Annotated in this window: 25 protein-coding genes; 12 read left to right on the plus strand and 13 right to left on the minus strand. The window is 68.7% G+C overall.

The window, feature by feature from the left end; all coding sequences use genetic code 11:
- Positions 1-99: 99 nt before the first annotated feature.
- The gene (locus AC1DYP_RS18890; RefSeq protein ID WP_477047633.1) at positions 100-777 is read right to left on the minus strand and encodes a nitroreductase; all 678 of its coding nucleotides are present in this window, start codon (positions 775-777) and stop codon (positions 100-102) included.
- A 99-nt stretch (positions 778-876) separates the two neighbouring features.
- On the opposite strand from AC1DYP_RS18890, the gene mtgA reads away from it, so the two are divergent.
- Both mtgA and AC1DYP_RS18900 read left to right on the plus strand, forming a co-directional pair.
- Positions 877-1554: a monofunctional biosynthetic peptidoglycan transglycosylase gene (gene mtgA, locus AC1DYP_RS18895; RefSeq protein WP_477047634.1), complete on the plus strand. Its 678-nt coding sequence runs from the start codon at positions 877-879 to the stop codon at positions 1552-1554.
- 43 nt (positions 1555-1597) lie between these two features.
- Positions 1598-2161 carry a GNAT family N-acetyltransferase gene (locus AC1DYP_RS18900; RefSeq protein WP_477047635.1) on the plus strand — a complete coding sequence of 188 codons (564 nt, stop codon included), beginning with the start codon at positions 1598-1600 and terminating at the stop codon, positions 2159-2161.
- Here AC1DYP_RS18900 and AC1DYP_RS18905 read toward each other — a convergent pair.
- From AC1DYP_RS18905 to AC1DYP_RS18915, 3 genes are all read right to left on the minus strand, one after another.
- Positions 2137-3084, minus strand: a complete 948-nt coding sequence (locus tag AC1DYP_RS18905; protein ID WP_477047636.1) for a cation diffusion facilitator family transporter — start codon at positions 3082-3084, stop codon at positions 2137-2139. The genes AC1DYP_RS18900 and AC1DYP_RS18905 overlap by 25 nt on opposite strands.
- A gap of 36 nt (positions 3085-3120) precedes the next feature.
- Positions 3121-4437 (minus strand): PQQ-dependent sugar dehydrogenase, encoded by a 1317-nt coding sequence (locus AC1DYP_RS18910; protein WP_477047637.1) that lies wholly within the window; start codon positions 4435-4437, stop codon positions 3121-3123.
- A 79-nt stretch (positions 4438-4516) separates the two neighbouring features.
- Complete coding sequence (locus tag AC1DYP_RS18915; RefSeq protein WP_012284298.1) at positions 4517-4717, minus strand: KTSC domain-containing protein; 201 nt, start codon at positions 4715-4717, stop codon at positions 4517-4519.
- A 154-nt stretch (positions 4718-4871) separates the two neighbouring features.
- Between AC1DYP_RS18915 and AC1DYP_RS18920 the strand changes: the two genes are divergently transcribed.
- The 3 genes from AC1DYP_RS18920 to AC1DYP_RS18930 all read left to right on the plus strand — a co-directional run bounded on the left by AC1DYP_RS18920 (position 4872) and on the right by AC1DYP_RS18930 (position 6684).
- The gene (locus AC1DYP_RS18920) at positions 4872-5276 is read left to right on the plus strand and encodes an MAPEG family protein (RefSeq protein ID WP_477047638.1); all 405 of its coding nucleotides are present in this window, start codon (positions 4872-4874) and stop codon (positions 5274-5276) included.
- Positions 5277-5321: 45 nt separating this feature from the next.
- Positions 5322-5957 (plus strand): LysE family translocator, encoded by a 636-nt coding sequence (locus tag AC1DYP_RS18925; RefSeq protein ID WP_477047639.1) that lies wholly within the window; start codon positions 5322-5324, stop codon positions 5955-5957.
- Positions 5958-6069: 112 nt separating this feature from the next.
- On the plus strand, positions 6070-6684 hold the full coding sequence (locus tag AC1DYP_RS18930; protein WP_477032360.1) for a CC0125/CC1285 family lipoprotein: 615 nt from the start codon (positions 6070-6072) through the stop codon (positions 6682-6684).
- A gap of 89 nt (positions 6685-6773) precedes the next feature.
- On the opposite strand, the gene AC1DYP_RS18935 is transcribed toward AC1DYP_RS18930, so the two are convergent.
- Positions 6774-7556, minus strand: coding sequence for an SDR family NAD(P)-dependent oxidoreductase (locus AC1DYP_RS18935; RefSeq protein ID WP_477047640.1), 783 nt, complete (start codon positions 7554-7556; stop codon positions 6774-6776).
- Between the two features lie 54 nt (positions 7557-7610).
- On the opposite strand from AC1DYP_RS18935, the gene AC1DYP_RS18940 reads away from it, so the two are divergent.
- From AC1DYP_RS18940 to AC1DYP_RS18960, 5 genes are all read left to right on the plus strand, one after another.
- A complete protein-coding gene (locus tag AC1DYP_RS18940; RefSeq protein ID WP_477032362.1) occupies positions 7611-8033 on the plus strand; it encodes a YkvA family protein in 423 nt (140 codons plus the stop codon).
- On the plus strand, positions 8026-8661 hold the full coding sequence (locus AC1DYP_RS18945; RefSeq protein WP_477047641.1) for a lysoplasmalogenase family protein: 636 nt from the start codon (positions 8026-8028) through the stop codon (positions 8659-8661). Before AC1DYP_RS18940 ends, AC1DYP_RS18945 begins: the two co-directional genes overlap by 8 nt.
- Positions 8662-8670: 9 nt before the next feature.
- Positions 8671-9069: an SRPBCC family protein gene (locus AC1DYP_RS18950; RefSeq protein WP_477047642.1), complete on the plus strand. Its 399-nt coding sequence runs from the start codon at positions 8671-8673 to the stop codon at positions 9067-9069.
- Positions 9066-9545 (plus strand): GNAT family N-acetyltransferase, encoded by a 480-nt coding sequence (locus AC1DYP_RS18955; RefSeq protein WP_477047643.1) that lies wholly within the window; start codon positions 9066-9068, stop codon positions 9543-9545. Before AC1DYP_RS18950 ends, AC1DYP_RS18955 begins: the two co-directional genes overlap by 4 nt.
- Positions 9546-9635: 90 nt before the next feature.
- A complete protein-coding gene (locus AC1DYP_RS18960) occupies positions 9636-11732 on the plus strand; it encodes a catalase (RefSeq protein WP_477047644.1) in 2097 nt (698 codons plus the stop codon).
- A gap of 120 nt (positions 11733-11852) precedes the next feature.
- Here AC1DYP_RS18960 and AC1DYP_RS18965 read toward each other — a convergent pair whose 3' ends face one another.
- From AC1DYP_RS18965 to AC1DYP_RS19000, 8 genes are all read right to left on the minus strand, one after another.
- Positions 11853-13472, minus strand: coding sequence for a long-chain fatty acid--CoA ligase (locus AC1DYP_RS18965; RefSeq protein WP_477047645.1), 1620 nt, complete (start codon positions 13470-13472; stop codon positions 11853-11855).
- A 111-nt stretch (positions 13473-13583) separates the two neighbouring features.
- Positions 13584-14636 carry a 3-isopropylmalate dehydrogenase gene (gene leuB, locus AC1DYP_RS18970; protein ID WP_477047646.1) on the minus strand — a complete coding sequence of 351 codons (1053 nt, stop codon included), beginning with the start codon at positions 14634-14636 and terminating at the stop codon, positions 13584-13586.
- A gap of 12 nt (positions 14637-14648) precedes the next feature.
- Positions 14649-14963 (minus strand): putative quinol monooxygenase, encoded by a 315-nt coding sequence (locus AC1DYP_RS18975; protein WP_477032369.1) that lies wholly within the window; start codon positions 14961-14963, stop codon positions 14649-14651.
- Positions 14963-15571: a 3-isopropylmalate dehydratase small subunit gene (gene leuD, locus AC1DYP_RS18980; RefSeq protein WP_477047647.1), complete on the minus strand. Its 609-nt coding sequence runs from the start codon at positions 15569-15571 to the stop codon at positions 14963-14965. The genes AC1DYP_RS18975 and leuD overlap by 1 nt, the downstream gene beginning before the upstream one ends.
- Positions 15571-17013 (minus strand): 3-isopropylmalate dehydratase large subunit, encoded by a 1443-nt coding sequence (gene leuC, locus AC1DYP_RS18985; RefSeq protein ID WP_477047648.1) that lies wholly within the window; start codon positions 17011-17013, stop codon positions 15571-15573. Before leuC ends, leuD begins: the two co-directional genes overlap by 1 nt.
- A gap of 453 nt (positions 17014-17466) precedes the next feature.
- Positions 17467-17856, minus strand: coding sequence for a 50S ribosomal protein L19 (gene rplS / locus AC1DYP_RS18990; RefSeq protein ID WP_422182323.1), 390 nt, complete (start codon positions 17854-17856; stop codon positions 17467-17469).
- A gap of 4 nt (positions 17857-17860) precedes the next feature.
- Positions 17861-18598: a tRNA (guanosine(37)-N1)-methyltransferase TrmD gene (gene trmD / locus AC1DYP_RS18995; RefSeq protein ID WP_056721592.1), complete on the minus strand. Its 738-nt coding sequence runs from the start codon at positions 18596-18598 to the stop codon at positions 17861-17863.
- Positions 18599-18631: 33 nt separating this feature from the next.
- On the minus strand, positions 18632-18826 hold the full coding sequence (locus AC1DYP_RS19000; RefSeq protein ID WP_477047649.1) for a hypothetical protein: 195 nt from the start codon (positions 18824-18826) through the stop codon (positions 18632-18634).
- Between the two features lie 283 nt (positions 18827-19109).
- On the opposite strand from AC1DYP_RS19000, the gene AC1DYP_RS19005 reads away from it, so the two are divergent.
- Positions 19110-19910 carry an isocitrate lyase/PEP mutase family protein gene (locus tag AC1DYP_RS19005; protein ID WP_477047650.1) on the plus strand — a complete coding sequence of 267 codons (801 nt, stop codon included), beginning with the start codon at positions 19110-19112 and terminating at the stop codon, positions 19908-19910.
- A gap of 54 nt (positions 19911-19964) precedes the next feature.
- Entirely contained in the window at positions 19965-22886 is a 2922-nt protein-coding gene (gene polA / locus AC1DYP_RS19010) for a DNA polymerase I (protein ID WP_477047651.1), read from the plus strand.
- The last annotated feature ends 158 nt before the right edge of the window (positions 22887-23044 follow it).

Here is a 23044-nt window from a genome sequence, read left to right on the forward strand (position 1 = left end):
GAGGGGGGAGTGATCGGCAGGGCTCCACAATCCGGACGGAGGATCCCAAGACTCCCCCCACCGGCCTTCGGCCGCCTCCCCCACAGGGGGAGGGCCTGATCAGTCGAAGCCGCGCATCGACCCCCAGGCCTCGAACGGATCGCGTCGCGAGCGCCAGCTGTTCACCGCCGCCGTCTCGTCGCGATAGCCCAGGGCCATGCCGCAGAACAGCATGTGGTCGGCCGGCAGGTCGATGAAGGTCGCCACCAGCTTGCCGTAGACCGACCAGAACTCCTGGGCGCACGTGTCCAGCCCGCGTTCGACGGCCAGAAGCATCAGGGTCTGCATGTACATGCCGATGTCCGACCACTGCGGCGGCCCGCAATCGCGGGCGACCGAGAAGAACAGCGCCACCGGCGCGCCGAAGAACTCGGCGTTCTGGGCGAACTGCGTAAGGCGGCCCAGCTTGTCCTCGCGCGGGATGTTCAGCGCCCCGTAGAGGTCCTCGCCGACCTGGTAGCGGCGGGTGCGCAGCGGCTCCCACAGGTTGGGCGGATAGACGTGGTACTCCGGCTTGTCGCGGTCCATCAGCCGCGAGGCGACCAGGGCCTTGAACTCCTTCAGCGGCTCGCCGGCCAGGGCGTGCACCACCCAGGGCTGGAGGTTCCCGCCCGACGGCGCGCGGGCGGCGGCCTCGAGCAGCTCGCGGACCACGGCGCCGGGCACGGGATCGGGCTTGAAGGCGCGCACCGACATCCGTCGTTCGACGGCTTTCGACACGGTGTTGAACTCGGTCATCAAGGCCTCGCTAACGGGTGGGCGGCTATCCCCGCGACAGAGGCTTGGTTAGCATCCGGCCGCAACGTCAAGGCAAGCGACGAGTTGGGGAACGATTCCGTGAAGGTCCTGCTGCGTAACATCCTGGTGGCGCTGTTCATCGTGCTGGTCGCCGGGCCGGTGCTGACGGTGATCGTCTATCGCTTCGTGCCGCCGCCGGCGACGCCGCTGATGATCATCCGCCTGGCCGAGGGCAAGGGCTGGAACCACCACTGGCGGCCGATCGACAAGGTCTCGCCGGCCCTGCCGCGCGCCCTGATCGCCGCCGAGGACGCCCGGTTCTGCGACCACCACGGCTTCGACTTCGACGCCCTGCAGAAGGCCTACGAGAACAACGGCAAGGGCAAGAAGATCCGCGGCGGCTCGACCATCAGCCAGCAGACCGCCAAGAACGTCTTCCTGTGGCAGGGCCGCTCGTATTTCCGCAAGGGACTGGAGGCCTGGTTCACGGTGCTGATCGAGACCTTCTGGGGCAAGAAGCGGATCATGGAGGTCTATCTGAACTCCATCGAATACGGCCCGGGCATCTATGGCGCGGAAGCCGCGTCGCGGACCTATTTCAAGGTCGGGGCCGACCAGCTGACCCAGCAGCAGTCGTCGCGGCTGGCGGCGATCCTGCCCAGCCCGCTGAAGTGGAAGGCGGTCAATCCGGGCCGCTACGTCAAGAAGCGCTCCAGCCGGATCGGCAAGGCCTCGGGCGCGGTGCGCCGCGAGGGCCTGGCGGCCTGCGTGGCCTGATTTCCCCGCGCGGGCTAGGGTTAGGGAAAGAGGAGGACCTTCGATGATCGCCCCCGGACCCACCCTGGAAACCGCCCGGCTGATCTTGCGCCCCACCGCCGCCGAAGACCTCGACGGCTGGACCGAGCTGATGGCCGACGCCGAGGCGGCCCGCTACATCGGCGGCGTCCAGACGCGGTCCGAAAGCTGGCGGGCCATGGCCAGCATGGCGGGGTCCTGGGCGCTCAACGGCTTTGGCATGTTCTCGTTGATCGAGAAGGACACCGGCCTGTGGGTCGGCCGCATCGGCCCCTGGCGGCCCGAGGGGTGGCCCGGGACCGAGATCGGCTGGAGCGTGCATCCCGCCGCCCAAGGCAAGGGCTACGCCGTCGAGGCGGCGGTCGCGGCCATGGATTTCGCGGTGGACGCGCTAGGCTGGACGCGGCTGATCCATTGCATCGATCCGGCCAACACCCCGTCGATCAAGGTGGCCGAGAGGATCGGTTCGCGCTTCCTGGAAGTCGGCCGCCTGCCCGAGCCCCATCGGGACGTGCCGATCCACCTGTGGGGCCAGACGGCCGATGAGTGGAAGGCGCGGCGGGCTCAGGTTTCCAGCGGCCGCGCATAGGCCGCCCGGGCCCGGCCCGAGCGTACGAACACCCGCGTGATCCTCTCGTCGATGGTCCGGATGCGCACCGCGAAATCGTCGGCGGCGTCCTCGATCTCGCCGGCGGTCAGGTCGTCGTGGAAGTCCAGGGTCACGCCCAGCAGGATCTCCTGCGGCCCCAGATGCATGCTCAGCACCTCGGCCACGGTGTCGACGCGCGGATCGGCGGCCAGCATTTGGCGCACCTCTTCGACGATGCGCGGCGAGGCCGACTCGCCGGTCAGCAGGCTGCGGGTTTCGTTGGCCAGGAAGATCGCCACCAGCACCAGCAGGACGCCGATCGCCACCGAGGCCGCGCCGTCGGCCCAGGGGATACCGAACACCGCCGAACCGGCCACGCCGAGCGCCGCGATCGCAAGGCCGGCCAGGGCCGCCCCGTCCTCCAGCAGCACGGCGAACACCGAAGGGTCCTTGCTGCGACGGATGGCGCGCAGGAGCGGCGTGCCCCGGGTCAGGACCCTGAACTCCTTCCAGGCCACCAGGAACGAGCCGCCCTCGAACAGGATCGCCAGGCCGATGACAAGAAAATTGATCCAGGCGCGTTCGATCGGCTCGGGTCGGAAAATCTTGAGCACGCCCTCGTAGATCGAGAAGGCCCCGCCCAGGGCGAAGATCAGCAGGGCCACGACGAACGCCCAGAAATAGACCTCCATGCCGTAGCCGAACGGATGGGTCTCGCTGGGCGGCTTGCGGGCCCGCGCCAGGCCCAGCAGCAACAGGCCCTGGTTGCCCGTATCCACGCTGGAGTGGATCGCCTCGGTCAGCATGGCCGACGAGCCGGTCAGGACGAAGGCGACGAACTTGGTGACGGCGATGGCCAGATTGCCGGCCAGGGCCGCGTAGACGACCAGGGTCGAGCTGTTGTGGGTTCCCGTCGCGGCCATGCGGCCCGAACGCCGTGCGGGGACGGGCCGTTCCGCCTACGGCCGGTCGACGGCGAAGCGTATGACGCCGGCGTTCTTGTCATCGGCGACCCAGATCGCCCCGTCGGCGGCCACGGTGATCCCGACCGGCGTCCCCTGCGGCCGCTTGCCTTCGACCCGGCCCCAGCCCGGCGTCAGCACCTGGGCCTGGGCGGCGGGACCCGTGCCGAACGGCCGCGAGCCGCTGGGATAGATCGGGAAGCTCGCCTTCGAGCGGGTGAGCGGAACGCCGTTGGCGTCGACCTCAAAGGCGACCAGCCGGCCGCCGGTCGAGCGGTAGCCGTGCCAGCTCATCAAGAGCTTGCCCTTGAGCCCGGGGAACATCGCGCCCTGGTACCAGGTCATGGCCAGCGGCGCGACGTGGGGCGGCAGCAGGGCGACGGGCGGGGTGTGGATGCTGGAGGCGCAGTCCATGGTTCCGGTCCAGCCGGGCGTCGGCGTGGCCATGTCCTGGCAATAGGGCCAGCCGTAGTGGCGGCCGGCCTCGAGACGGTTGACCTCTTCGAACGGGCTCCAGCGATCGTCAAAATCGTAGCTGTTCTCGGCCTGCAGGATCGTGCCGGACGAATGGACGGCCAGGGCCACCGAGTTGCGCAGGCCGCGCGCCAGCATCGTGAACTTCGGGTCCCAGCGGCCTGGGGCGAGGCGGGCGTAGCGACGGACGCCGGCCGTGGCTTCCTCGCCCTCCGACTGGTCGCAACGCACGGTCCCGACCCGCGCGCCGTTGGCGTCCAGGCACTGGTCCGAGGGCGCGCCGACATTGACCAGCAAGGCGCCGTCGGGGGCGAACACGAATTGCGACAGCGGGTGGCGATTGTCGTGCAGCCGATTGTCGGGCAGGCCGGTGATCACCTCCTGGACCGTGGCGGCCGGATCGGCGGCGCGCGGATCGAAGCGGAAGATCCGGCTCATCTCGCCGACATAGATCAGGCCGTCGGGACCGAGCGCCAGTCCATGCGGCAGGGACAGGCCCGTCAGCAGGGTCTGAAGCTGGACCGGCTGGCCGGGCGCGGCGGTCATCTTCCAGATCACGCCGCGCGGTCGCGTCCAGTCGGCCAGGTCGGCGACCAGCCAGGTCCGCTCGTCCAGTTGGACCAGAGTGCGGGGCAAACGCAGTTGGCGGCTGGCGAAGGCGCCGGGGGCGGGGCCGGCCACCAGGCCGGCGCACAGGCCCTTTTCGGTGTCGATGGCCAGCCGGGGCCAGCCGTCGCAGGTTCCCTCGACCCGATAGCCGACGCGCGGCGCGGCCTGGGCGACGCCCGCCGCCAGACCCAGGGCCAAGCCCAGAACAACGGCGATTCCCGCCCGCACCATGTCGCCGCCCCGCTCGATCAGAAATGCGATCTAGCGTTGCCGCGCGAAGGAAGGAAAGGGGCGACGAAAGGGAACGCCGTCAGACCCGGTTGTAGGGGTAGCGGTCGCGGATCATCCGCTGGAAGAACCGGCCCTTGGACGGGGCGCGTTCGAAGGCCTCGGTCACCCGGGGCGGCACGCCGACATAGACGTATTCGTCGCCGTCGTGGAACGTCACGAACAGCTTGCCGTGCTCGGGCTCGTAGTCGATTTGGCGGATCGCCGTGGAGTCGACACGCATGGCTGAAAGCCTCCGCATGAGGATCGGTTCTGACGAAAAAGCGCATGGCCGCCTGGGGCGGTTCCCAATGCCTGTTTAGGGTGCAAACCGGCGCGAACTGCGGTGTAGTCGCCGGAGCAAGGCTCCGCTTACGGGAGCCGGGGGAGAAACGCACATGCAACCGCATTCCTGGGTCGCCATCGTCACGATCGTCGCGCTGCTGGTCTATGCCTGGATGATCGCCCGCATCGGCCGGGTGCGCGCCAAGACCGGCATCCACGCCCCGACCATGACCGGCGATCCGATCCTGGAGCGCCACATCCGCGTCCAGGCCAACACCCTGGAATGGCTGGTGATCTTCCTGCCGTCGCTGTGGCTGTTCGCCGTCTACTGGAGCGACCTGGTCGCCACGATCCTCGGCGCGGTCTGGATCGTCGGGCGGATCGTCTACGCCCTCGGCTACGTGGCCGATCCGGGCAAGCGCGAGGCCGGCTTCATCATCCAGGCCCTGGCGGCGGCGATCCTGCTGTTCGGCGCCCTAGGCCGGGTCATCTGGATCCTGGTGGCGGTCGGCGCCTAGGCCGCGACTGGTCCGGCGGGCGAGGCTTGGCTATAGGGCGGGGTCATGACCCTGCCCGTCGATCCCGCCCGCTACAGCGCCTTCCTGGTGATGATGTTCGTCATGGCCATCACGCCGGGGCCGGCCAACCTGTTCGCCATCGCCACCGGCATGCAGAAGGGCAAGGGCGCGGCCCTGCTGGGCGTGGCCGGCATGAACGTCGCCACCCTGGTCTGGTTCGCCTGCTCGGCCCTGGGCCTGGGCGCGCTGATCGTCGCCTTCCCCAAGGCCTTCCACCTGCTGGCCCTGGCCGGCGCGGCCTATCTGGTCTGGCTGGGGATCAAGTCGATCCGCTCGGGAGTCCGGGACAAGGGCGGCGAGAGCGAAAGCCACCGATCATTCCGCATGAGCCGCTCGGCGTTCCGCGACGGGTTCGCCGTGCAGATCGCCAATCCCAAGATCCTGCTGTTCTTCGGCGCCGTGCTGCCGCCGTTCATCGACGTCCAGCGGCCCCTGGTCCCGCAGCTGGCGATGTTCGCCGCCGCCACCATCGGCATGGATCTGATCAGCATGAGCAGCTACGGCCTGGGCGGCGCGGCGCTGGCCTCGCGGATGAACGAACCGGGGTTCCGCAAGGGCTTCGCGATCGTCGTCGGAGTGCTGCTGATCACCGCCGCGGGGCTGATCGTCTCGCGCGGCTGATCACAAGGTTGAAACGCAATGGCCTTGGCGAAACCACAAAGCTGCGCCATGCATTTAGATTGACGGGACGAAACGAGTCTTTTCGCCAAGATTCCTAGTGAAGGGATGCGCCATGACTATTCGCAAGACCATCGCCGGTAAGGCCGGGCTGGTCGCTGCCTTGGCGCTCGCCGCCCTGCTGACGGCCTGCGCCACCGCCACCCCCTACCAACCGAACGTCGCCGGACAGAAGGCCCCCGGCGGTTTCTCCGACCGACGGCTGGAAAGCGACCGCTATCAGGTCAATTTCGCCGGCAACAGCATGACCTCGCGCGAAACCGTCGAGCGTTACCTGCTGTATCGCGCCGCCGAAGTCACCGTTCAGGCGGGCTATGACTGGTTCGAGACCGCCGACCGCCGCACCGACCGCACGGCGCGCGCCGTGATCGACAACTACGGCCCCGGCTGGGGCGGTTACGGCTATGGCTACGGCGGCTATCCGTACGGCTACTGGCGTCCGGCCTGGCGCGGCTATTACGGCGGCTACGGCGGCTGGGGCCCGTGGGGTGACCCGTTCTTCGGCGGCTCCGCCGAAGTCCGTACGATCGAGAAGTTCCAGGCCAGCGCCGAGATCCTGCTCCACAAGGGGCCCAAGCCGGCCGGAGACCCGCGCGCCTACGACGCTCGCGAGATCATGACCAACCTGGGTCCGTCGATCCTGCGTCCGGTCGCCTCGGCCGGTCAGTAAGTCGTCGGGTGGGGCTCGCTGAGTCAGCGGACCCCACCCACCAGCTTCGCTGGTCCCCCCTCCCCTCAAGGGGGAGGGAAGGGCGCCGACTACCGCGGCGCCATGCGGATGCCGCCGTCCAGGCGCACGTCCTCGCCATTGAAGTAGCCGCAGCTGATCATGGTCAGCGCCAGCTGGGCGTATTCCTCGGGATTGCCCAGGCGCTTGGGGAACGGCACCGAGGCGGCCAGGGCGGCCTTCACGTTCTCGGGCGCGCCGTTCATCAGCGGGGTGTTGAAGATGCCCGGCAGGATGGTGTTGACGCGGATGCCGTCGTTCATCAGGTCGCGGGCGATCGGCAGGGTCATGCCGATGACGCCGCCCTTGGACGCCGAATAGGCGGCCTGGCCGACCTGGCCGTCCTCGCCCGCCACGCTGGCGGTGTTGACGATCGCGCCGCGCTCGCCGTCGGCCAGCGGCTCCAAGTCCAGCATGCCCTTGGCCGACTTGGCAATGCAGCGGAACGTGCCGACCAGGTTGATCTGGATGATCATGTTGAAGGCGTCGAGCGGGAAGTGCTTGGCCTCGCCGGTGGCCTTGTCGCGGCTGGCGGTCTTGATGGCGTTGCCGGTGCCGGCGCAGTTGACCAGGACCCGTTCCTGGCCGTGGGCGGCGCGGGCCTTCTCGAAGCCGGCGTCGACATCCTCGTCCGAGGTCACGTTGACCTTGCAGAACACCCCGCCGATTTCCTTGGCGACCGCCTCGCCCTTGGCCTCGTTCATGTCGAAGATCGCGACCTTGACGCCCTGGGCGGCCAGGGCGCGGGCGGTGGCTTCGCCGAGGCCCGACGCGCCTCCGGTGACGACGGCGGCGACGGTGCTATCGAGTTTCATGGACGTTTCCTCGCGGCTTGCGTTTAATTGAACCTTGAGGAGCGGTTTACCCCGATGAGCGCCGACGCCAAACCATCCCCCGACGTCAACCCGGGCTTCACGCCCGACGACGTGCTGGATCCGAAGAAGGCGCTTGTCCCGGCCACGGTGCGGGTCAACGAGCAGCGGGTGGCGCGCGGCTTCTGGCCGAAGATCCGCAAGGTGGCGTCCAAGGCGCCGTTCGCGGCCGACGCGTTGTCGCTGTGGTGGTGCGCCAAGGATCCCGCGACGCCGGCTTCGGCCAAGGGCATGATGTTCGCGGCCCTGGCCTATTTCGTCCTGCCGACCGACGCGATACCCGACATCCTGCCGGCCATCGGCCTGACCGACGACGCGGCCGTGATCGCCGCGGTCATCGCCCTGATCGGACGCAACCTCAAGCCCCGCCACAAGGACGAGGCCAAGACCTTCCTCGCCAAGCTCGGCTCTGATGACTGACCTGGCGCTGTGGAGCGTCGCCGGGCTCTGCGCGGCGCTGTACGGCCTGGTCCTGGTCCAGCGGCCGCCGTCCTTTCTTCGAACCCTGGTCAAGACGCTCGCCGTCGCGGCGCTGGCCGTGCTGGCCTATCTGGAGGGCGGCGGGCCTTGGCTGGCGATCGCCCTGGCCCTGTGCGCGGCCGGCGACGCCTTCCTGGCCGGCGACCCCAAGCGCTGGCTGCCGTTCGGCCTGGCCGCCTTCCTGGCCGGGCACGTGGTCTATGTGCTGCTGTTCTGGCGTGAGCGGGGACCGGCGGCGGGGACGGCGTTCTGGGCCGTCGCGCCGCTGATCGTCCTGGCCGCCGCCGTGATGCTGGTCCAGCTGTGGCGGTCATTGGGCCCGCTGAAGCCGGCCGTCGTCCTCTACGTGCTGGCCATCGCCGCCATGGTGGCGACCAGCCTGCTGCTGCCGCGCCTGCGCTGGCCGGCGACGATCGGCGCCGTGGCCTTCATGGCGTCCGACGCCATCCTGTCGTTCGACCTGTTCAAGGGAGCCAAGCTGATGGGCTCGCCGCGATTGACGGCCTGGGCGGTGTGGTTCCTCTATTTCGGCGGCCAGGCGATGATCGCCTGGGGGATGCTGCGCTAGGAAAGCTCCATGACCCTGTTCGAGACCCGCCCGATCACCGTGTCGATCGCCCGCCCGGCCGCCGAGGTCTACGCCTTCGCCCACAAGCCCGAGAGCTTTCCGAAATGGGCCGCCGGCCTCGGGGCGGGCCTGACCCCCGACGGCGACCGCTGGATCGCCCACGGCCCGGACGGCGACGTGCATGTGCGGTTCTCGCCGGAGAACCCCTTTGGCGTGCTCGACCACTGGGTGACCTTGCCGGACGGGACCGAGCTGAGCATTCCCCTGCGCGTGGTGGCCAACGGCGACGGGGCCGAGGTGACTCTGACCCTGTTCCGGGCCCCGGGCATGGACGACGCCACGTTCGCGCGCGACCAGGGCATGGTCGCCAAGGACCTGGCGACGCTGAAGGCGCTGATCGAGCGATGATCGTCCTGCGCGCGCCCCGGCCCGGCGACTTCGGCTGGATCGTCCAGCGGCACGGCGTTCTGTATGCGAAGGAACAGGGCTGGGACGCCCGGTTCGAGGGCGTGGTGGCCGGCGTCGTCTCCGACTACATCAAGACCTTCGACCCGGCCCACGAGGCGTGCTGGATCGCCGAACATCAGGGCGTTCCGGTCGGTTCGATCATGCTGGCCCGCGAGAGCGACACGGTCGGCCGCCTGCGCCTGTTGCTGGTCGAACCCTCGGCGCGGGGGTTGGGCGTGGGCGACACGCTGGTGGCCGAATGCCTCAGTTTCGCGCGACTGGCGGGGTACCAGGAGATCGTCCTCTGGACCCAGAACAACCTGCTGCCGGCCCGTCGCCTCTACGAACGCGCCGGCTTCGTGCTGGAGGAAACCTGGGCCTATGACGGCTTCGGCGACGGCCTGATCTCCGAGACCTGGCGGCTGAAGCTTTCCTAAGGTCGCGCCTTCCTTCGACTTTCCGACATAGGAACGATCCGCTCAGCGCCGGGTTTCGCCGTCACCCCGGGCGCATCAGGAGTGGCGGACATGGACAGCTTCAAGACCGACGTCGGTAACGGCGGCGAGACCCACCAGCACGTGCCGGAGAAGGGGCCCCATACGCCCGAGGATCACCTGACCACCAACCAGGGCATCCGGGTTTCCGACAACCAGAACCAGTTGAAGAGCGGCGAGCGCGGCCCGGTGCTGCTGGAGGACTTCGTCCTTCGCGAAAAGATCTTCCACTTCGACCATGAGCGGATCCCGGAACGGATCGTCCACGCCCGCGGCTCGGCCGCCCACGGCTTCTTCGAACTCTTCGAGTCGCTGTCCGACCTGACCAAGGCCGATATCTTCCAGCGGGCCGGCGAGAAGACCCCGGTCTTCACCCGGTTCTCGACGGTGGCCGGCGGGGCCGGCAGCGTCGACACGCCGCGCGACGTGCGCGGCTTCGCGGTGAAGTTCTATACGAAGGAGGGCAACTGGGACCTCGTGGGCAACAATATCCCGGTGTTCTTCATCCAGGACGCCATCAAGTTCCCCGACCTGATCCACTCGGTGAAGATGGAGGCCGACCGCGGCTATCCGCAGGCCGCCAGCGCCCATGACACCTTCTGGGACTTCATCAGCCTGATGCCGGAAAGCACCCACATGATCATGTGGGCCATGAGCGACCGGACCATCCCGCGCAGCTTGCGGACCATCGAGGGCTTCGGCGTCCACACCTTCCGGTTCGTCAACGCGGCCGGCAAGTCGACCTTCGTCAAGTTCCACTGGAAGCCCAAGCAGGGCGTGGCCTCGACGATCTGGGACGAGGCGGTGAAGATCGCCGGCGCCGATCCGGACTTCCAGCGCCGCGACCTGTTCGAGGCCATCCAGCGCGGCGACTTCCCCGAATGGGAGCTGGGCCTGCAGACCTTCGACCAGGCCTTCGCCGACAGCCTGCCGTTCGACGTGCTGGACCCGACCAAGATCATCCCGGAGGAAGTGCTGCCGGTGCGGATCGTCGGCCGCATGGTGCTGGACCGCTGGCCCGACAACTTCTTCGCCGAGACCGAGCAGGTGGCCTATTGCCCGGCCAACATCGTGCCGGGCGTCGACTTCACCAACGATCCGCTGCTGCAGGGCCGGCTGTTCAGCTATCTGGACACCCAGAAGAGCCGGCTGGGCACGGCCAACTTCCACCAGATCCCGATCAACGCGCCCAAGTGTCCTGTGATGAACTTCCAGCGCGACGGGCAGATGCAGATGGCCGTCCCCAAGGGACGGGCCAACTACGAGCCCAACAGCCTGACCGAAACGGCCGGCGAGATCGGTGGGCCGCGCGAATGTCCGATGACGGGGTTCACGACCTTCCAGGCGGCCGACGGTCCCAGCGAGCAGGGCGACAAGCTGCGGATTCGTCCCGAGAGCTTCGCCGACCACTACAGCCAGGCGCGGCTGTTCTTCCGCTCGCTGGATCCGGCCGAGCAGGCCCACCTGGCCTCGGCCCTGGTGTTCGAGCTGTCGAAGGTCGGGATCGAGGCGGTGCGGACGCGGATGATGTCCAACCTGGTCAATGTCGATCCGGACCTGGCCAAGCGGGTCGGGGCCGGGCTGAACATGCCCGTGCCCAAGGCCTCGAAGTCGGCGGTTCCGGTGCAGGACCTGGACCTGTCGCCGGCGCTGCGGATCGTCAACGGCCCGCGCGCGCCCAAGGACATCAAGGGCCATGTGATCGGCGTGCTGGTGGCCGACGGTTCGGACGCCGCGGCGGTCGACAAGCTGAAGGCGGCGATCAGCAAGGCCGGGGCCGTGCCCAAGGTCATCGCGCCGAAGATCGGCGGGGCCAAGGGCGCGGACGGCACGCTGATCCCGGCCGACGGCCAGCTGGCCGGCACGCCGTCGGTGACGGTGGACGCCGTCGCCCTGGTGCTGTCCGACACGGGCTGCTCGGCGTTGCTGAAGGAAGCGGCGGCGGTTCAGTTCGTCATGGACGCCTTCGGGCATCTGAAGGCGATCGGGGCGACTGACGCGGCCAAGCCGTTGCTGGACAAGGCGGGGGTGGAGCCGGACGAGGGCGTGGTCGGTCTGGGCGCGGACTTCATTGCGGCGGCGGCCAAGCGGTTCTGGGATCGGGAGCCGAAGGTGCGGACGCTGGCGTAAGGCAAAGGCCCTCCCCCTGTGGGGGAGGCGGCGCGAAGGCGCCGGTGGGGGGAGTAGACCCACGTCGGCCAACTCCCCCCACCGTCGGCTGCGCCGACACCTCCCCCACAGGGGGAGGACCTAGGTCATCAAATGCCCCCGCCAGGCCTCGCGCAGCACCTTCTTGTCGATCTTCCCCGTCGCGGTCAGGGGCACCGGGGCGAACACCACGTCGTCCGGCGTCCACCACTTGACGATCCTCGGCGCCAGGTACTCCAGCACCTGCGCCTTGCCCACCGACGCCCCCTCGTGCGCCTCGATGACCAGCAGCGGCCGCTCCTCCCACTTGGGGTGCGGCACCCCGACCACGGCGGCGATCTTCACGCCGGGACAGCCGGCGGCGATGTTCTCCAGGTCGATCGAGCTGATCCATTCGCCGCCCGACTTGATGACGTCCTTCTGGCGGTCGGTGATGCGCAGGAAGCCGTGCTCGTCCAGGGTGGCGATGTCGCCGGTGTCGAACCAGCCGTCGTCCTGGGCGGCGTCCTCGTCCTTGCGGTAGTAGCGGCGCACCACCCAGGGGCCGCGCACCTTCAGGGCGCCGGAGGTCTCGCCGTCGCGCGGAGCTTCGGAGCCGTCCTCGTTCTCGACCCGTAGCTCGATGCCGAACTGCAGTCGGCCCTGGCGGGTCCAGATGGCCTCGTTCATGGCGTCCTCGCCAAGTGCGGCGAGGGACGGGGTCGGGGTGGCGATCACGCCCAGCGGACAGGTCTCGGTCATGCCCCAGATCTGCAGCACGTCGACGCCGTACTGGGTCTTGAAGGTCTCGGCCATGGCGCGCGGCACGGCGCTGCCGCCGATCACGACGCGTTTCAGGCTGTCCGGCCGCCGGCCGGTCTGCTCCAGCCAGGCCAGGTACATGGTCCAGATGGTCGGCACCCCGCCGGTGAAGGTGACGCCCTCGCCCTGGATCAGCTCGTGCAGCGACGCCCCGTCCATCTTGTCGGCGGGCAGCACCAGCTTGCTCCCGCAGATCGGACCGGTGAACGGCAGGCCCCAGGCGGTGGCGTGGTAGAGGCTGGAACAGGGCATCACCACGTCGAAGGCGGTCAGGCCGAATGCGCTGGACAGGCCCCCGGCCATGGCGTGCAGCACCACGGCGCGGTGCGAATAGAGCACCCCCTTGGGGTCGCCCGTCGTGCCCGAGGTGTAGCAGAGGAAGGCTCCGGCGTTCTCGTCCAGCATGGGCCAGTCGACGGTCTCGGCCTCGCCGGCGATCAGCGTCTCATACGAGGTCGCCCCGATGTCGGCGTCATGGGCGCGCTCGGCGTCCGACAGCATGACGAAGGTCTTCACCGTGGTCAGGCGCGGGGCCAGGCGCGCGACCAGCTCGGCGAAGTTGCGGTCGAACAGCAGGACGCCGCTGGCCGCGTGGTTGATCGTGAAGACGATCTGCTCGTCCGACAGCCGGGGATTGGCGGTGTGCAGCACCGCGCCGATGCCGGGCGCGGCATAGAACAGCTCCAGGTGCCGATGGGTGTTCCAGGCCAGGGACGTGACCCGGTCGCCGGACCGCACGCCCAGCCGCGCCAGGGCGTTGGCCGCCTGGGCGGCGCGACGGGCCAGGCCCGCATAGTCATAGCGCCAGACGGGCTCGTCGATCAGCCGGGAGACCACCTCGCGCCCGCCGTGGGCGCTGGCCGCATAGCGCAGGATGCCGCTGATCAGCAGCGGCGCGGTCTGCATCAGGCCCGGGATCATGGGCGCTCCTCCCTGTTCTTATTGGGAGGAGCTTAGAACGCCGTCGCGCGATTGGGAGCGGGCAAATCCATTTCGCTCACCAAAAGGTGAGCGAAATGGCGTCGGATCGCCCTAGAGCTTGGCCAGGACCGCGTCGCCCATCTGGGCGGTGGTCAGCGAACCGCCCAGATCGCGGGTGCGGGCTCCGCCGTCCAGCGCCGCCTTGACCGCCGCCAGCAGGGCGTCGGCGGCGTCGGCGCGGTCCAGCGACCAGCGCAGGGCCATCTCGAACGACAGGATGGCGGCCAGCGGATTGGCCACGCCCTTGCCGGCGATGTCGGGGGCCGAGCCGTGGATGGGTTCGTACAGGCCCGGCTTGCCCGCCGCGCCCAGGGCCGCCGAGGGCAGCATGCCCAGCGAGCCGGTCAGCATGGCGGCGGCGTCGGACAGGATGTCGCCGAACAGGTTGTCGGTGACGATGACGTCGAACTGCTTGGGGGCGCGGACCAGCTGCATGGCGCAGTTGTCGGCCAGGATGTGCTCCAGCTGGACGTCGGCGTAGTCGCGGGCGTGCAGGTCGGTGACCACCTGCTTCCACAGCAGGCCGCTCTCCATGACGTTCGACTTCTCGGCCGAGGCCACGCGGTTGCCGCGGCCGCGGGCCAGCTCGAAGGCCACCCGGGCCACGCGCTCGATCTCCGCGGTGGTGTAGACCTGGGTGTCGACACCGCGCTTCTGGCCGTTGCCGAGATCCTCGATGCCACGCGGCTGGCCGAAATAGACGCCGCCCGTCAGTTCACGGACGAACATGATGTCCAGCCCCGAGACCAGCTCGCGCTTGAGGCTGGAGGCGTCGGCCAGGGCTTCGAAGCAGTAGGCCGGGCGCAGGTTGGCGTAGACGTCCATCGCCTTGCGCAGGTTCAGCAGGCCGGCTTCCGGGCGCAGGTGGCGCGGGGCGTTCGCCCATTGCGGGCCGCCGACCGCGCCCATCAACACCGCGTCGCTGGCCAGGGCCGCGTCGCGGACCTCGTCGGTCAGGGGCGTTCCGTGGGCGTCGTAGCTGGCGCCGCCGTAGATCCGCTCCTCGATGTTCAGGTCGGGCGTGAGGGCGGCGGCCACTCGGCGCACCTGCGCGCAGACCTCGGGGCCGATCCCGTCGCCGGGCAGGAGCAGAAGCGTGGACATCGGAAGGCTTTCTTAGATTTGGCGGGTGTCGGAGACGTCGAACGACGACATGCGGCGGTCATGGACGCCCAGTTCGGGGAAGCAGGCGCGCCAGGCGGCCATGTGCGGGCTGGCGCGGTGGAAGGCCACGGCCTCCTCGTCGACGAAGTGCTCGAACACCCGGATCAGGCCGGGGTCCAGCGGATCCTCGCTGAGCGCGTAGTCCAGGCAGCCTGGCTCGGCCCGGCTGCCCTCGACCTGGGCCTTCAGGTGCGGGCGCAGGTCGGCCAGCCGTTCGGGCGGGACGCGGATCGTGCCGGCAAGGATGACGGAGCCGGATTTGGGCATCAGGCTTCCAGCCAGGGACGGTCCAGCGCCCGCTTGCTTTCGTAGACGTCGATGTCGGCGCCGTGCATCAGCGTCTCGCCGATGAAGTCCAGGCCCTTGAGCATCTTGTCCTTCCGCACCGGGTCGATGTCGAAATGGAAGCTCCTGCCCGAGGGCGAGATCACGGTCTGGGCGGCCAGGTCGACGCTGACCATGTGGTTGCCGCCCTTGGCCTCGTCCATCAGCTGGGCGACTTCCTCGGGCTTCAGCACCACCGGCAGCAGGCCGTTGTTGAAGCAGTTGTTGTTGAAGATGTCGGCGAAGCTGGTCGAGATCACGCACATGATCCCGTAGTCCATCAGCGCCCAGGGGGCGTGCTCGCGCGACGAACCGCAGCCGAAGTTGTCGCCGGCGATCAGCACGGACGAGCCCTTGTACTCCGGCTTGTTCAGCACGAAGTCGGGGATCTCGTTCCCCTCGCCGTCGAAGCGGAAGTCGAAGAACAGGCCCTTGGCCAGGCCCTCGCGCTCGACGGTCTTGAGGAACTGCTTGGGGATGATCTGGTCGGTGTCGATATTGGCCAGCGACAGGGGCGCGGCGCGGCCGTCGAGGCGGGTGAAGGCCTGCATCAGACGGTCTCCTCGAGCAGGGTTCGCACATCGACCAGGTAGCCGGCGATCGCCGCCGCCGCCGCCATGGCCGGCGAGACCAGGTGGGTGCGGCCGGCGCGGCCCTGGCGGCCCTCGAAGTTGCGGTTGCTGGTCGAGGCGCAGCGCTCCTGCGGGGCCAGCTTGTCGGGGTTCATGGCCAGGCACATCGAGCAGCCCGGCTCGCGCCAGTCGAAGCCCGCGGCCTTGAAGATGGCGTCCAGGCCCTCTTCCTCGGCCTGTTCCTTGACCAGGCCCGAGCCTGGCACGACCATGGCCTTGACGTGCGGGGCCACCAGGCGGCCATGCAGGAAGGCTTCCTGCACCACGGCGGCGGCGGCGCGCATGTCCTCGATCCGGCTGTTGGTGCACGAGCCGATGAAGACGCGGTCGATGCGGGCCTCGGAGATCGGCTGGCCGGCGGTCAGGCCCATATAGTCCAGCGCCCGGTGGGCGGCGGCGCGCTTGTCCGGGGTGGCGAAGCTTTCCGGATCCGGCACGTTGCCGGTCACCGGGATGACGTCCTCGGGCGAAGTGCCCCAGGTGACCATCGGGACCAGGGCCGAGCCGTCGATCACCACGGTGCGGTCGAAATGGGCGTCCTCGTCGCTGACGAAGCTTTTCCAGTACGACAGGGCCATGTCCCAGGCCCCGCCCTTCGGCGCCGAGGGCTTGCCCTGGATGTAGGCGAAGGTCTTGTCGTCGGGCGCGACCAGGCCGGCCTTGGCGCCGCCCTCGATGGTCAGGTTGCATAGGGTCATGCGGCCTTCCATCGACAGGTCGCGGACCACCTGGCCGGCGAACTCGATGACGTAGCCGGTGCCGCCGGCGGTGCCGATCTCGCCGATCACGGCCAGCGCGACATCCTTCGCCGTGACGCCGGGGCCCAGCTGGCCGTCGACGCGGACCAGCATGTTCCTGGCCTTCTCCTGGCGCAGGGTCTGGGTGGCCAGCACGTGCTCGACCTCGGACGTGCCGATGCCGTGGGCCAGGGCCCCGAAGGCGCCGTGGGTCGAGGTGTGGCTGTCGCCGCAGACGATGGTCATGCCCGGCTGGGTGCGGCCCTGCTCGGGACCGACCACGTGGACGATCCCGTTGCGGATGTCGCCCATCGGGAAGAACTCGATGCCGTTGTCCTTGACGTTGCGCGCCAGGGTCTGGAGCTGCAGGCGCGCCTCGTCGTCGGCCACGGCGTCGACGCCCAGGGCCTGGCCCTCGGTCGGGATGTTGTGGTCGGCCACGGCGAGCGTGCGGTCGGGCCGGCGCACCTTGCGGCCGGCCGCGCGAAGCCCGGCGAAGGCCTGCGGGGTGGTGACCTCGTGGATGAGGTGCAGGTCGATATAGAGGATCGCTTCGCCGTTGGTTTCGCTGACGACGTGGGCGTCCCAGATCTTGTCGTAGAGGGTCTTGCGTGCGCGGGTCATGATACCCGCGCATCTAGGCCCTGAGGACGGGCGCGTAAAGCGAGGAAGCGCCGAAAATTCACGTTCGCCGGCGGGTGTTGCGATCAATCCTGCCCCACAGGCGCCGCGTGCGGACGTTTTGACGCAGTTTCTTGCCTCTGCGGGCGAGGTGCGGGGGCTGAACGAAAAGAGGGCGCGCTCTGTGGCGCGCCCTCATATCTTTATTTCCTTCAGTGGCTATGACGCCGTTTCTGAAGAGGGCCGCTCCCTTGCAAGGGGGCGGTCTATAAGCCCGTCGCAAAGCGGTGGGGGTGCATTCACCAAACACCAGCGAACGGCGTTTTGTCAATATATTCGTGCGGTTGCACGAAAGCTTGACCATGGAAACCCCGGCGGCTGAAAGGAAAACCGCCTAAAAAAAAAGGGCCCCGGCGTTTCCGCCAGGGCCCCATTCGTTTCGCGAAGCCGCGAGCCTTATTCGGCGGTCTCGGTCTTGCGGACGTTCGAACGCTCGGCGATGCGGGCCGACTTACCGCGACGGTCGCGCAGGTAGTACAGCTTGGCGCGACGGACGACGCCGCGACGCTTGACTTCGATGCTTTCGATGCTCGGCGAGAGCAGCGGGAACAGACGTTCCACGCCTTCGCCGAACGAGATCTTGCGGACGGTGAAGCTCTCGTGCACGCCGCCGCCCGAACGGGCGATGCAGACGCCCTCGTAGGCCTGGACGCGCTCGCGCTCGCCTTCCTTGATGCGGACGTTGACGCGCAGGGTGTCGCCCGGCTCGAACTCGGGGATGGCGCGGGCGGCCAGCAGACGCTGGGCTTCTTCGCGCTCGAGTTCCTTGATGATGTTAGCAGCCATAACTCTAGTCTCCTTTGGGCTTACCCGTTTTCGGGCCGCCTTTTGCCTGTTGATTGGCGAGATGCGCTTCCCAGAGGTCTGGACGCCGCTCGCGGGTGGTCTCTTCACGCATACTGGTCCGCCATTGGGCCACCTTCTTGTGGTCGCCCGACAGCAGCACCTCGGGGATATCCAGCCCTTCGAACGTCCGCGGTCGCGTGTACTGCGGATGCTCGAGGAGGCCGTCCTCGAAGCTTTCTTCCTGCGTGCTCTCGAAATTGCCCAGAACCCCTGGAGCCAATCGAACGCACGCCTCGATCACGACCATCGCCGCCGCCTCGCCACCGGCTAGAACGGCGTCTCCGACCGAGACCTCCTCGAACCCCCGGGCGTCGAGCACCCGCTGGTCCACCCCCTCGAAACGGCCGCACAGGACGATGACGCCCGGCGCTTTCGACCACTCCTTGACGCGCGCCTGGGTCAGGGGCCGACCCCGGGCGCTCATGTACAAAAGCGGCCGCCCACCGACCTCCACGCTGTCGAGCGCGGCGGCGATGACGTCCGCTTTTAGCACTGCTCCCACGCCTCCACCCGCGGGGGTGTCGTCGAGGAAGCCGCGCTTATCCTTGGAAAACCCCCGAATGTCCAGTGTTTCCAATCGCCACAGGTCCTGCTCCTTCCACGACGTGCCGATCAGCGAGACGCCGAGCGGGCCAGGAAAGGCCTCGGGAAACATGGTCAGGACGGTGGCGGTGAACGGCATGGGCGCTCCATAGCGCCCAAAGCGGCTAGGAATCTAGGTCAGGATGGTTTTGGGAAGGGGTTTGCCGGCCTCGGCGGGCATCAGCGGCGGGGTCAGCCTGACCGGCTCGCTGGTTATGTCGGCGGGTGGCGCGACGTGATGCACGGGAGCCACCGCCAGCACGGCGGCGGTGGTAAGGGTGGCGGCGACGAGCGCCGTACCGACACGGATCTTCTTCCATGAAACCATGGGCCAGGGTCTTCCTGTGTTTCGGGTCGTCCAATCCAAAGCCCGGGAGAGGGGGAGGTTCCCGTTTTCGCGGCCTTGGCGAACCTCCTGCCTCTAGGCGAGGCAATTGACCTCGCCAAGGCGGCATTACGACGCGCCGGCCGCATTTGCGACGATCGGCCGCCTTCTTGGGCGCCCGCCGCCGAGGGATGTCAGCAGCGGGTCATCAAGGTCCGATTTCCGCGAGACGACTAGGGCGCGATTGCTCAATAGTTCGGCCGCCAGATCCCTCGGAGCCGCCGCCATGACCACGACCGCCGACCAGTTCCACGCCCTGCACGCCGGTCCGGACGTGCTGTTGCTGCCCAACGCCTGGGATGCGGCCAGCGCCGCCCTGATGGAGGACGCCGGAGCCAAGGCCGTGGCCACCTCCAGCGCGGCCGTAGCCTGGGCGCGGGGCTATGCCGACGGCGACGCCGTTCCCGTGGCCGCCGTCATCGACGCCGTCGCCGGCATCGCCCGGGTGGTGTCGGTCCCGGTCACCGCCGACATCGAGGGCGGCTACACCGACGACCTGCCGACCCTGGCCGAGACCATCAAGGCGGTGGTCGGGGCGGGCGCGGTCGGGATCAATTTCGAGGACGGCCGCCGCGATCCGACGCTTCACGCCCGCAAGATCGAGACCGCCCGGGCCGCCGCCGGCCAGGCGGGCGTGAACCTGTTCATCAACGCCCGCACCGACGTCTATCTGGCCGGGCTGGCCCAGGGCGAGGCCGCCCTGGCCGAGACCCTGCGCCGCGCCGCGCTCTATGCCGGCGCCGGGGCCAGCGGGATCTTCGTGCCCCTGCCGATCGAGGAAGACCTGCTGGGCCAGCTGGCCGCCGGGATCGCCCTGCCGCTCAACGCCATGGGCCGCCCCGGCATCCCGTCGGCCCAGCGGCTGGCGCAGCTCGGCGTGCGCCGTCTCAGCTCGGCCACGGGCCCGTTCAACGCCGCCTACGGGGCGATGCTGACGGGGACCCGGGCCTTTCTCGCGGGCGGCGACACCACCGGCTACGCGGCGTTCGGCAAGGACCTGCCCAACCTGAACGCCCGGTTCGGCTAGGGACCGGCGCTTGGGGTGTTCCCGGGCGCGCTCCGACCGCCTATCTTCCCGGCCATGACCGATACGCTCGCGCCCGATTCCGCCGCCGCTCCCATTCCGAGTGAAGAGGGGGCAGACCGTCCCCTGACCCAGGACGGCCCCGCCGTGCGGCTGTTCCTGGTCGACGGCTCGGCCTATCTGTTCCGCGCCTATCACGCCCTGCCGCCGCTGACCCGCAAGAGCGACGGCCTGCCGGTGGGCGCGGTCCAGGGCTTCTGCAACATGCTGTGGAAGCTGATGCGCGACATGCAGGGCGATGCGCCCACGCACCTGGCGGTGATCTGGGACCACTCCGAGAAGACGTTCCGCAACACGCTCTACGACAAGTACAAGGCCCACCGGCCGCCGCCGCCCGAGGACCTGATCCCGCAGTTCCCGCTGGTGCGCGAGGCCACCCGCGCGTTCGGCGTGCCGGCCATCGAGCTGCCCGGCTACGAGGCCGACGACCTGATCGCCGCCTATGCCTGCAAGGTCCGCGACATGGGCGGCGAGGCTGTGATCGTCTCGTCCGACAAGGACCTGATGCAGCTGGTCGGCGAGGGCGTGTCGATGTTCGACCCGATGAAGGGCGTGCGCATCGACCGCGAGCAGGTGTTCGAGAAGTTCGGCGTCTATCCCGAGCGGGTGGTCGACGTGCAATCGCTGTGCGGCGACAGCGTCGACAACGTCCCGGGCGCCCCCGGCATCGGCATCAAGACCGCCGCCCAGCTGATCAACGAGTATGGCGACCTCGACACGCTGCTGGCCCGGGCCGACGAGATCAAGCAGCCCAAGCGCCGCGAGACCCTGATCGAGTTCGCCGACCAGATCCGCCTGTCGCGCCAGCTGGTGAAGCTGGACTGCGACACGCCTCTGCCCGAGCCGGTCGACGATCTGGTGGTGCGCGAGCCCGACAAGCAGGTGCTGGCCGACTTCCTGGAGCTGATGGAGTTCCGCTCGCTGGCCCGCCGGGTCGGGGACGGCAACGCCGCCGCCTCGCCGCGCACCCTGGATCGTCCCGTCAGCACCCCGACCGCGCCGGTGCTCGGCGTGTCCTACATGGGCGCGGCCGCCCSGGCGGCGGCCAACCCGGTCGCCGAGCCGGCCAGCGTCGACCACGCGGCCTATGTCCGCATCCAGGACTTGGAGACCTTGAACGCCTGGGTGGCCAAGGCCACGGCCAAGGGGATCGTCGCCTTCGACACCGAGACCGACGCCCTGTCTTCGGCGACCGCCGGCCTATGCGGCGTGTCCCTGGCCATTTCGCCGGGAGAGGCTTGCTATATCCCGGTCGGCCACTGCGAGAAGGACGGCCTGGCCCTGGAGGCCGCCGCCGACCTTGTCCAGATCCCGCTCGAAGAGGCGATGGCCGCCCTGAAGCCGCTGCTGGAAGATCCGGCGGTGCTGAAGATCGCCCAGAACGCCAAGTACGACATCGCCGTCCTGGCGCGCCACGGGATCAATGTGGGGCCGATCGAGGACACCATGCTGATCAGCTACGTGCTGGAGGCTGGCTTGCACGGCCACGGCATGGACGAGCTGTCGGAGCTGTGGCTGGGCCACAAGCCCATCCCGTTCAAGCAGGTGGCCGGGACCGGCAAGGCGCAGATCAGCTTCAAGCACGTGGGCCTGAACGAGGCGACGGCCTACGCCGCCGAGGACGCCGACGTCACCCTGCGCCTCTACAATGTGCTGAAGCCGCGCCTGGCCGCCGAAGGCCTGCTGACGGTCTACGAGACCCTGGAGCGCCCGCTGCCGACCGTGCTGGCGGCGATGGAGAACGACGGCATCCGCGTCGATCCCGAGACCCTGCGCCGGCTCTCCAACGAGTTCTCGATGCGCATGGCCCAGTTCGAGGCCCGGGCCCAGGAGCTGGTCGGACGCCCGTTCAACCTGGGCAGCCCCAAGCAGATCGGCGACGTGTTGTTCGGCGAGATGCAGCTGAAGGGCGGCAAGAAGACCGCCACCGGCCAGTGGTCCACCGACAGCGACGTGCTGGAGGCTCTCGCGAATGAGCACGAGCTGCCGCGCGTGCTGCTGGACTGGCGCCAGCTGTCCAAGCTGAAGGGCACCTATACCGAAAACCTGATCGCGGCGATCGCGCCGGGCGGCGGCAACCGGGTGCACACCTCCTACGCCCTGGCCTCGACCACGACGGGCCGCCTGTCGTCGTCGGATCCCAACCTGCAGAACATCCCGATCCGCACCGAGGAAGGCCGCAAGATCCGCAAGGCCTTCGTGGCCGCGCCGGGCAAGGTGCTGATCAGCGCCGACTACAGCCAGATCGAGCTGCGCCTGCTGGCCCACATCGGCGACATCCCCCAGCTGAAGAAGGCCTTCCAGGAGGGCCTGGACATCCACGCCATGACCGCGTCGGAGATGTTCAACGTGCCGATCGAGGGCATGCCCTCGGAAGTGCGCCGCCGGGCCAAGGCGATCAATTTCGGCATCGTCTACGGCATCAGCGCGTTCGGCCTGGCCAACCAGCTGTCGATCCCGCAGGGCGAGGCCGGGGCCTATATCAAGACCTATTTCGAGCGCTTCCCCGGCATCCAGGCCTATATGGAGGCGACCAAGGCCTTCGTGCGCGAGCACGGCTATGTCAGCACCATCTTCGGGCGGAAGATCAACATCCCCGACATCGGCGGCAAGTCGGTGGCCCACCGGCAGTTCGCCGAGCGGGCGGCGATCAACGCCCCGATCCAGGGCGCGGCGGCTGACGTGATGCGCCGGGCGATGATCCGCATGCCGGGCGCGCTGAAGGCGGCCGGGCTGTCGAGCCGGATGCTGCTGCAGGTGCACGACGAACTGGTCTTCGAAGCCCCCGAGGCCGAGGCCCAGGCCACGATCGACGTCGCCCGCGAGATCATGCAGGGCGCCGCCGAGCCGGCCGTGGCCATCTCGGTGCCCCTGACGGTCGAGGCCCGGGCCGCCGCCAACTGGGACGAGGCGCACTGACGAAAATTTTTCTAACCCTCGCACACCCGCTACTTGAGGTTGGGTTCCGTAGGGGAAGGCTCCGTATCCCTTATACAATACAATCTTGGGTGAGGCTTGTTCCACAAAACGTTGTTATTGTTGAGGAATAGATTCCACCGGTGCGACGTTGCGCCACA

This window comes from Caulobacter sp. P1_D6, from assembly GCF_056406095.1.

Excerpts from the sequence above, each read along its gene's own strand:
- AC1DYP_RS18890 (WP_477047633.1), bottom strand. The coding sequence starts at position 777 with ATGACCGAGTTCAACACCGTGTCGAAAGCCGTCGAACGACGGATGTCG.
- AC1DYP_RS18900 (WP_477047635.1), top strand. The coding sequence starts at position 1,598 with ATGATCGCCCCCGGACCCACCCTGGAAACCGCCCGGCTGATCTTGCGC.
- AC1DYP_RS18905 (WP_477047636.1), bottom strand. The coding sequence starts at position 3,084 with ATGGCCGCGACGGGAACCCACAACAGCTCGACCCTGGTCGTCTACGCG.
- AC1DYP_RS18910 (WP_477047637.1), bottom strand. The coding sequence starts at position 4,437 with ATGGTGCGGGCGGGAATCGCCGTTGTTCTGGGCTTGGCCCTGGGTCTG.
- AC1DYP_RS18915 (WP_012284298.1), bottom strand. The coding sequence starts at position 4,717 with ATGCGTGTCGACTCCACGGCGATCCGCCAAATCGACTACGAGCCCGAG.
- AC1DYP_RS18920 (WP_477047638.1), top strand. The coding sequence starts at position 4,872 with ATGCAACCGCATTCCTGGGTCGCCATCGTCACGATCGTCGCGCTGCTG.
- AC1DYP_RS18925 (WP_477047639.1), top strand. The coding sequence starts at position 5,322 with ATGACCCTGCCCGTCGATCCCGCCCGCTACAGCGCCTTCCTGGTGATG.
- AC1DYP_RS18930 (WP_477032360.1), top strand. The coding sequence starts at position 6,070 with ATGACTATTCGCAAGACCATCGCCGGTAAGGCCGGGCTGGTCGCTGCC.
- AC1DYP_RS18935 (WP_477047640.1), bottom strand. The coding sequence starts at position 7,556 with ATGAAACTCGATAGCACCGTCGCCGCCGTCGTCACCGGAGGCGCGTCG.
- AC1DYP_RS18940 (WP_477032362.1), top strand. The coding sequence starts at position 7,611 with ATGAGCGCCGACGCCAAACCATCCCCCGACGTCAACCCGGGCTTCACG.
- AC1DYP_RS18945 (WP_477047641.1), top strand. The coding sequence starts at position 8,026 with ATGACTGACCTGGCGCTGTGGAGCGTCGCCGGGCTCTGCGCGGCGCTG.
- AC1DYP_RS18950 (WP_477047642.1), top strand. The coding sequence starts at position 8,671 with ATGACCCTGTTCGAGACCCGCCCGATCACCGTGTCGATCGCCCGCCCG.
- AC1DYP_RS18955 (WP_477047643.1), top strand. The coding sequence starts at position 9,066 with ATGATCGTCCTGCGCGCGCCCCGGCCCGGCGACTTCGGCTGGATCGTC.
- AC1DYP_RS18960 (WP_477047644.1), top strand. The coding sequence starts at position 9,636 with ATGGACAGCTTCAAGACCGACGTCGGTAACGGCGGCGAGACCCACCAG.
- AC1DYP_RS18965 (WP_477047645.1), bottom strand. The coding sequence starts at position 13,472 with ATGATCCCGGGCCTGATGCAGACCGCGCCGCTGCTGATCAGCGGCATC.
- leuB (WP_477047646.1), bottom strand. The coding sequence starts at position 14,636 with ATGTCCACGCTTCTGCTCCTGCCCGGCGACGGGATCGGCCCCGAGGTC.
- AC1DYP_RS18975 (WP_477032369.1), bottom strand. The coding sequence starts at position 14,963 with ATGCCCAAATCCGGCTCCGTCATCCTTGCCGGCACGATCCGCGTCCCG.
- leuD (WP_477047647.1), bottom strand. The coding sequence starts at position 15,571 with ATGCAGGCCTTCACCCGCCTCGACGGCCGCGCCGCGCCCCTGTCGCTG.
- leuC (WP_477047648.1), bottom strand. The coding sequence starts at position 17,013 with ATGACCCGCGCACGCAAGACCCTCTACGACAAGATCTGGGACGCCCAC.
- rplS (WP_422182323.1), bottom strand. The coding sequence starts at position 17,856 with ATGGCTGCTAACATCATCAAGGAACTCGAGCGCGAAGAAGCCCAGCGT.
- trmD (WP_056721592.1), bottom strand. The coding sequence starts at position 18,598 with ATGCCGTTCACCGCCACCGTCCTGACCATGTTTCCCGAGGCCTTTCCT.
- AC1DYP_RS19000 (WP_477047649.1), bottom strand. The coding sequence starts at position 18,826 with ATGGTTTCATGGAAGAAGATCCGTGTCGGTACGGCGCTCGTCGCCGCC.
- AC1DYP_RS19005 (WP_477047650.1), top strand. The coding sequence starts at position 19,110 with ATGACCACGACCGCCGACCAGTTCCACGCCCTGCACGCCGGTCCGGAC.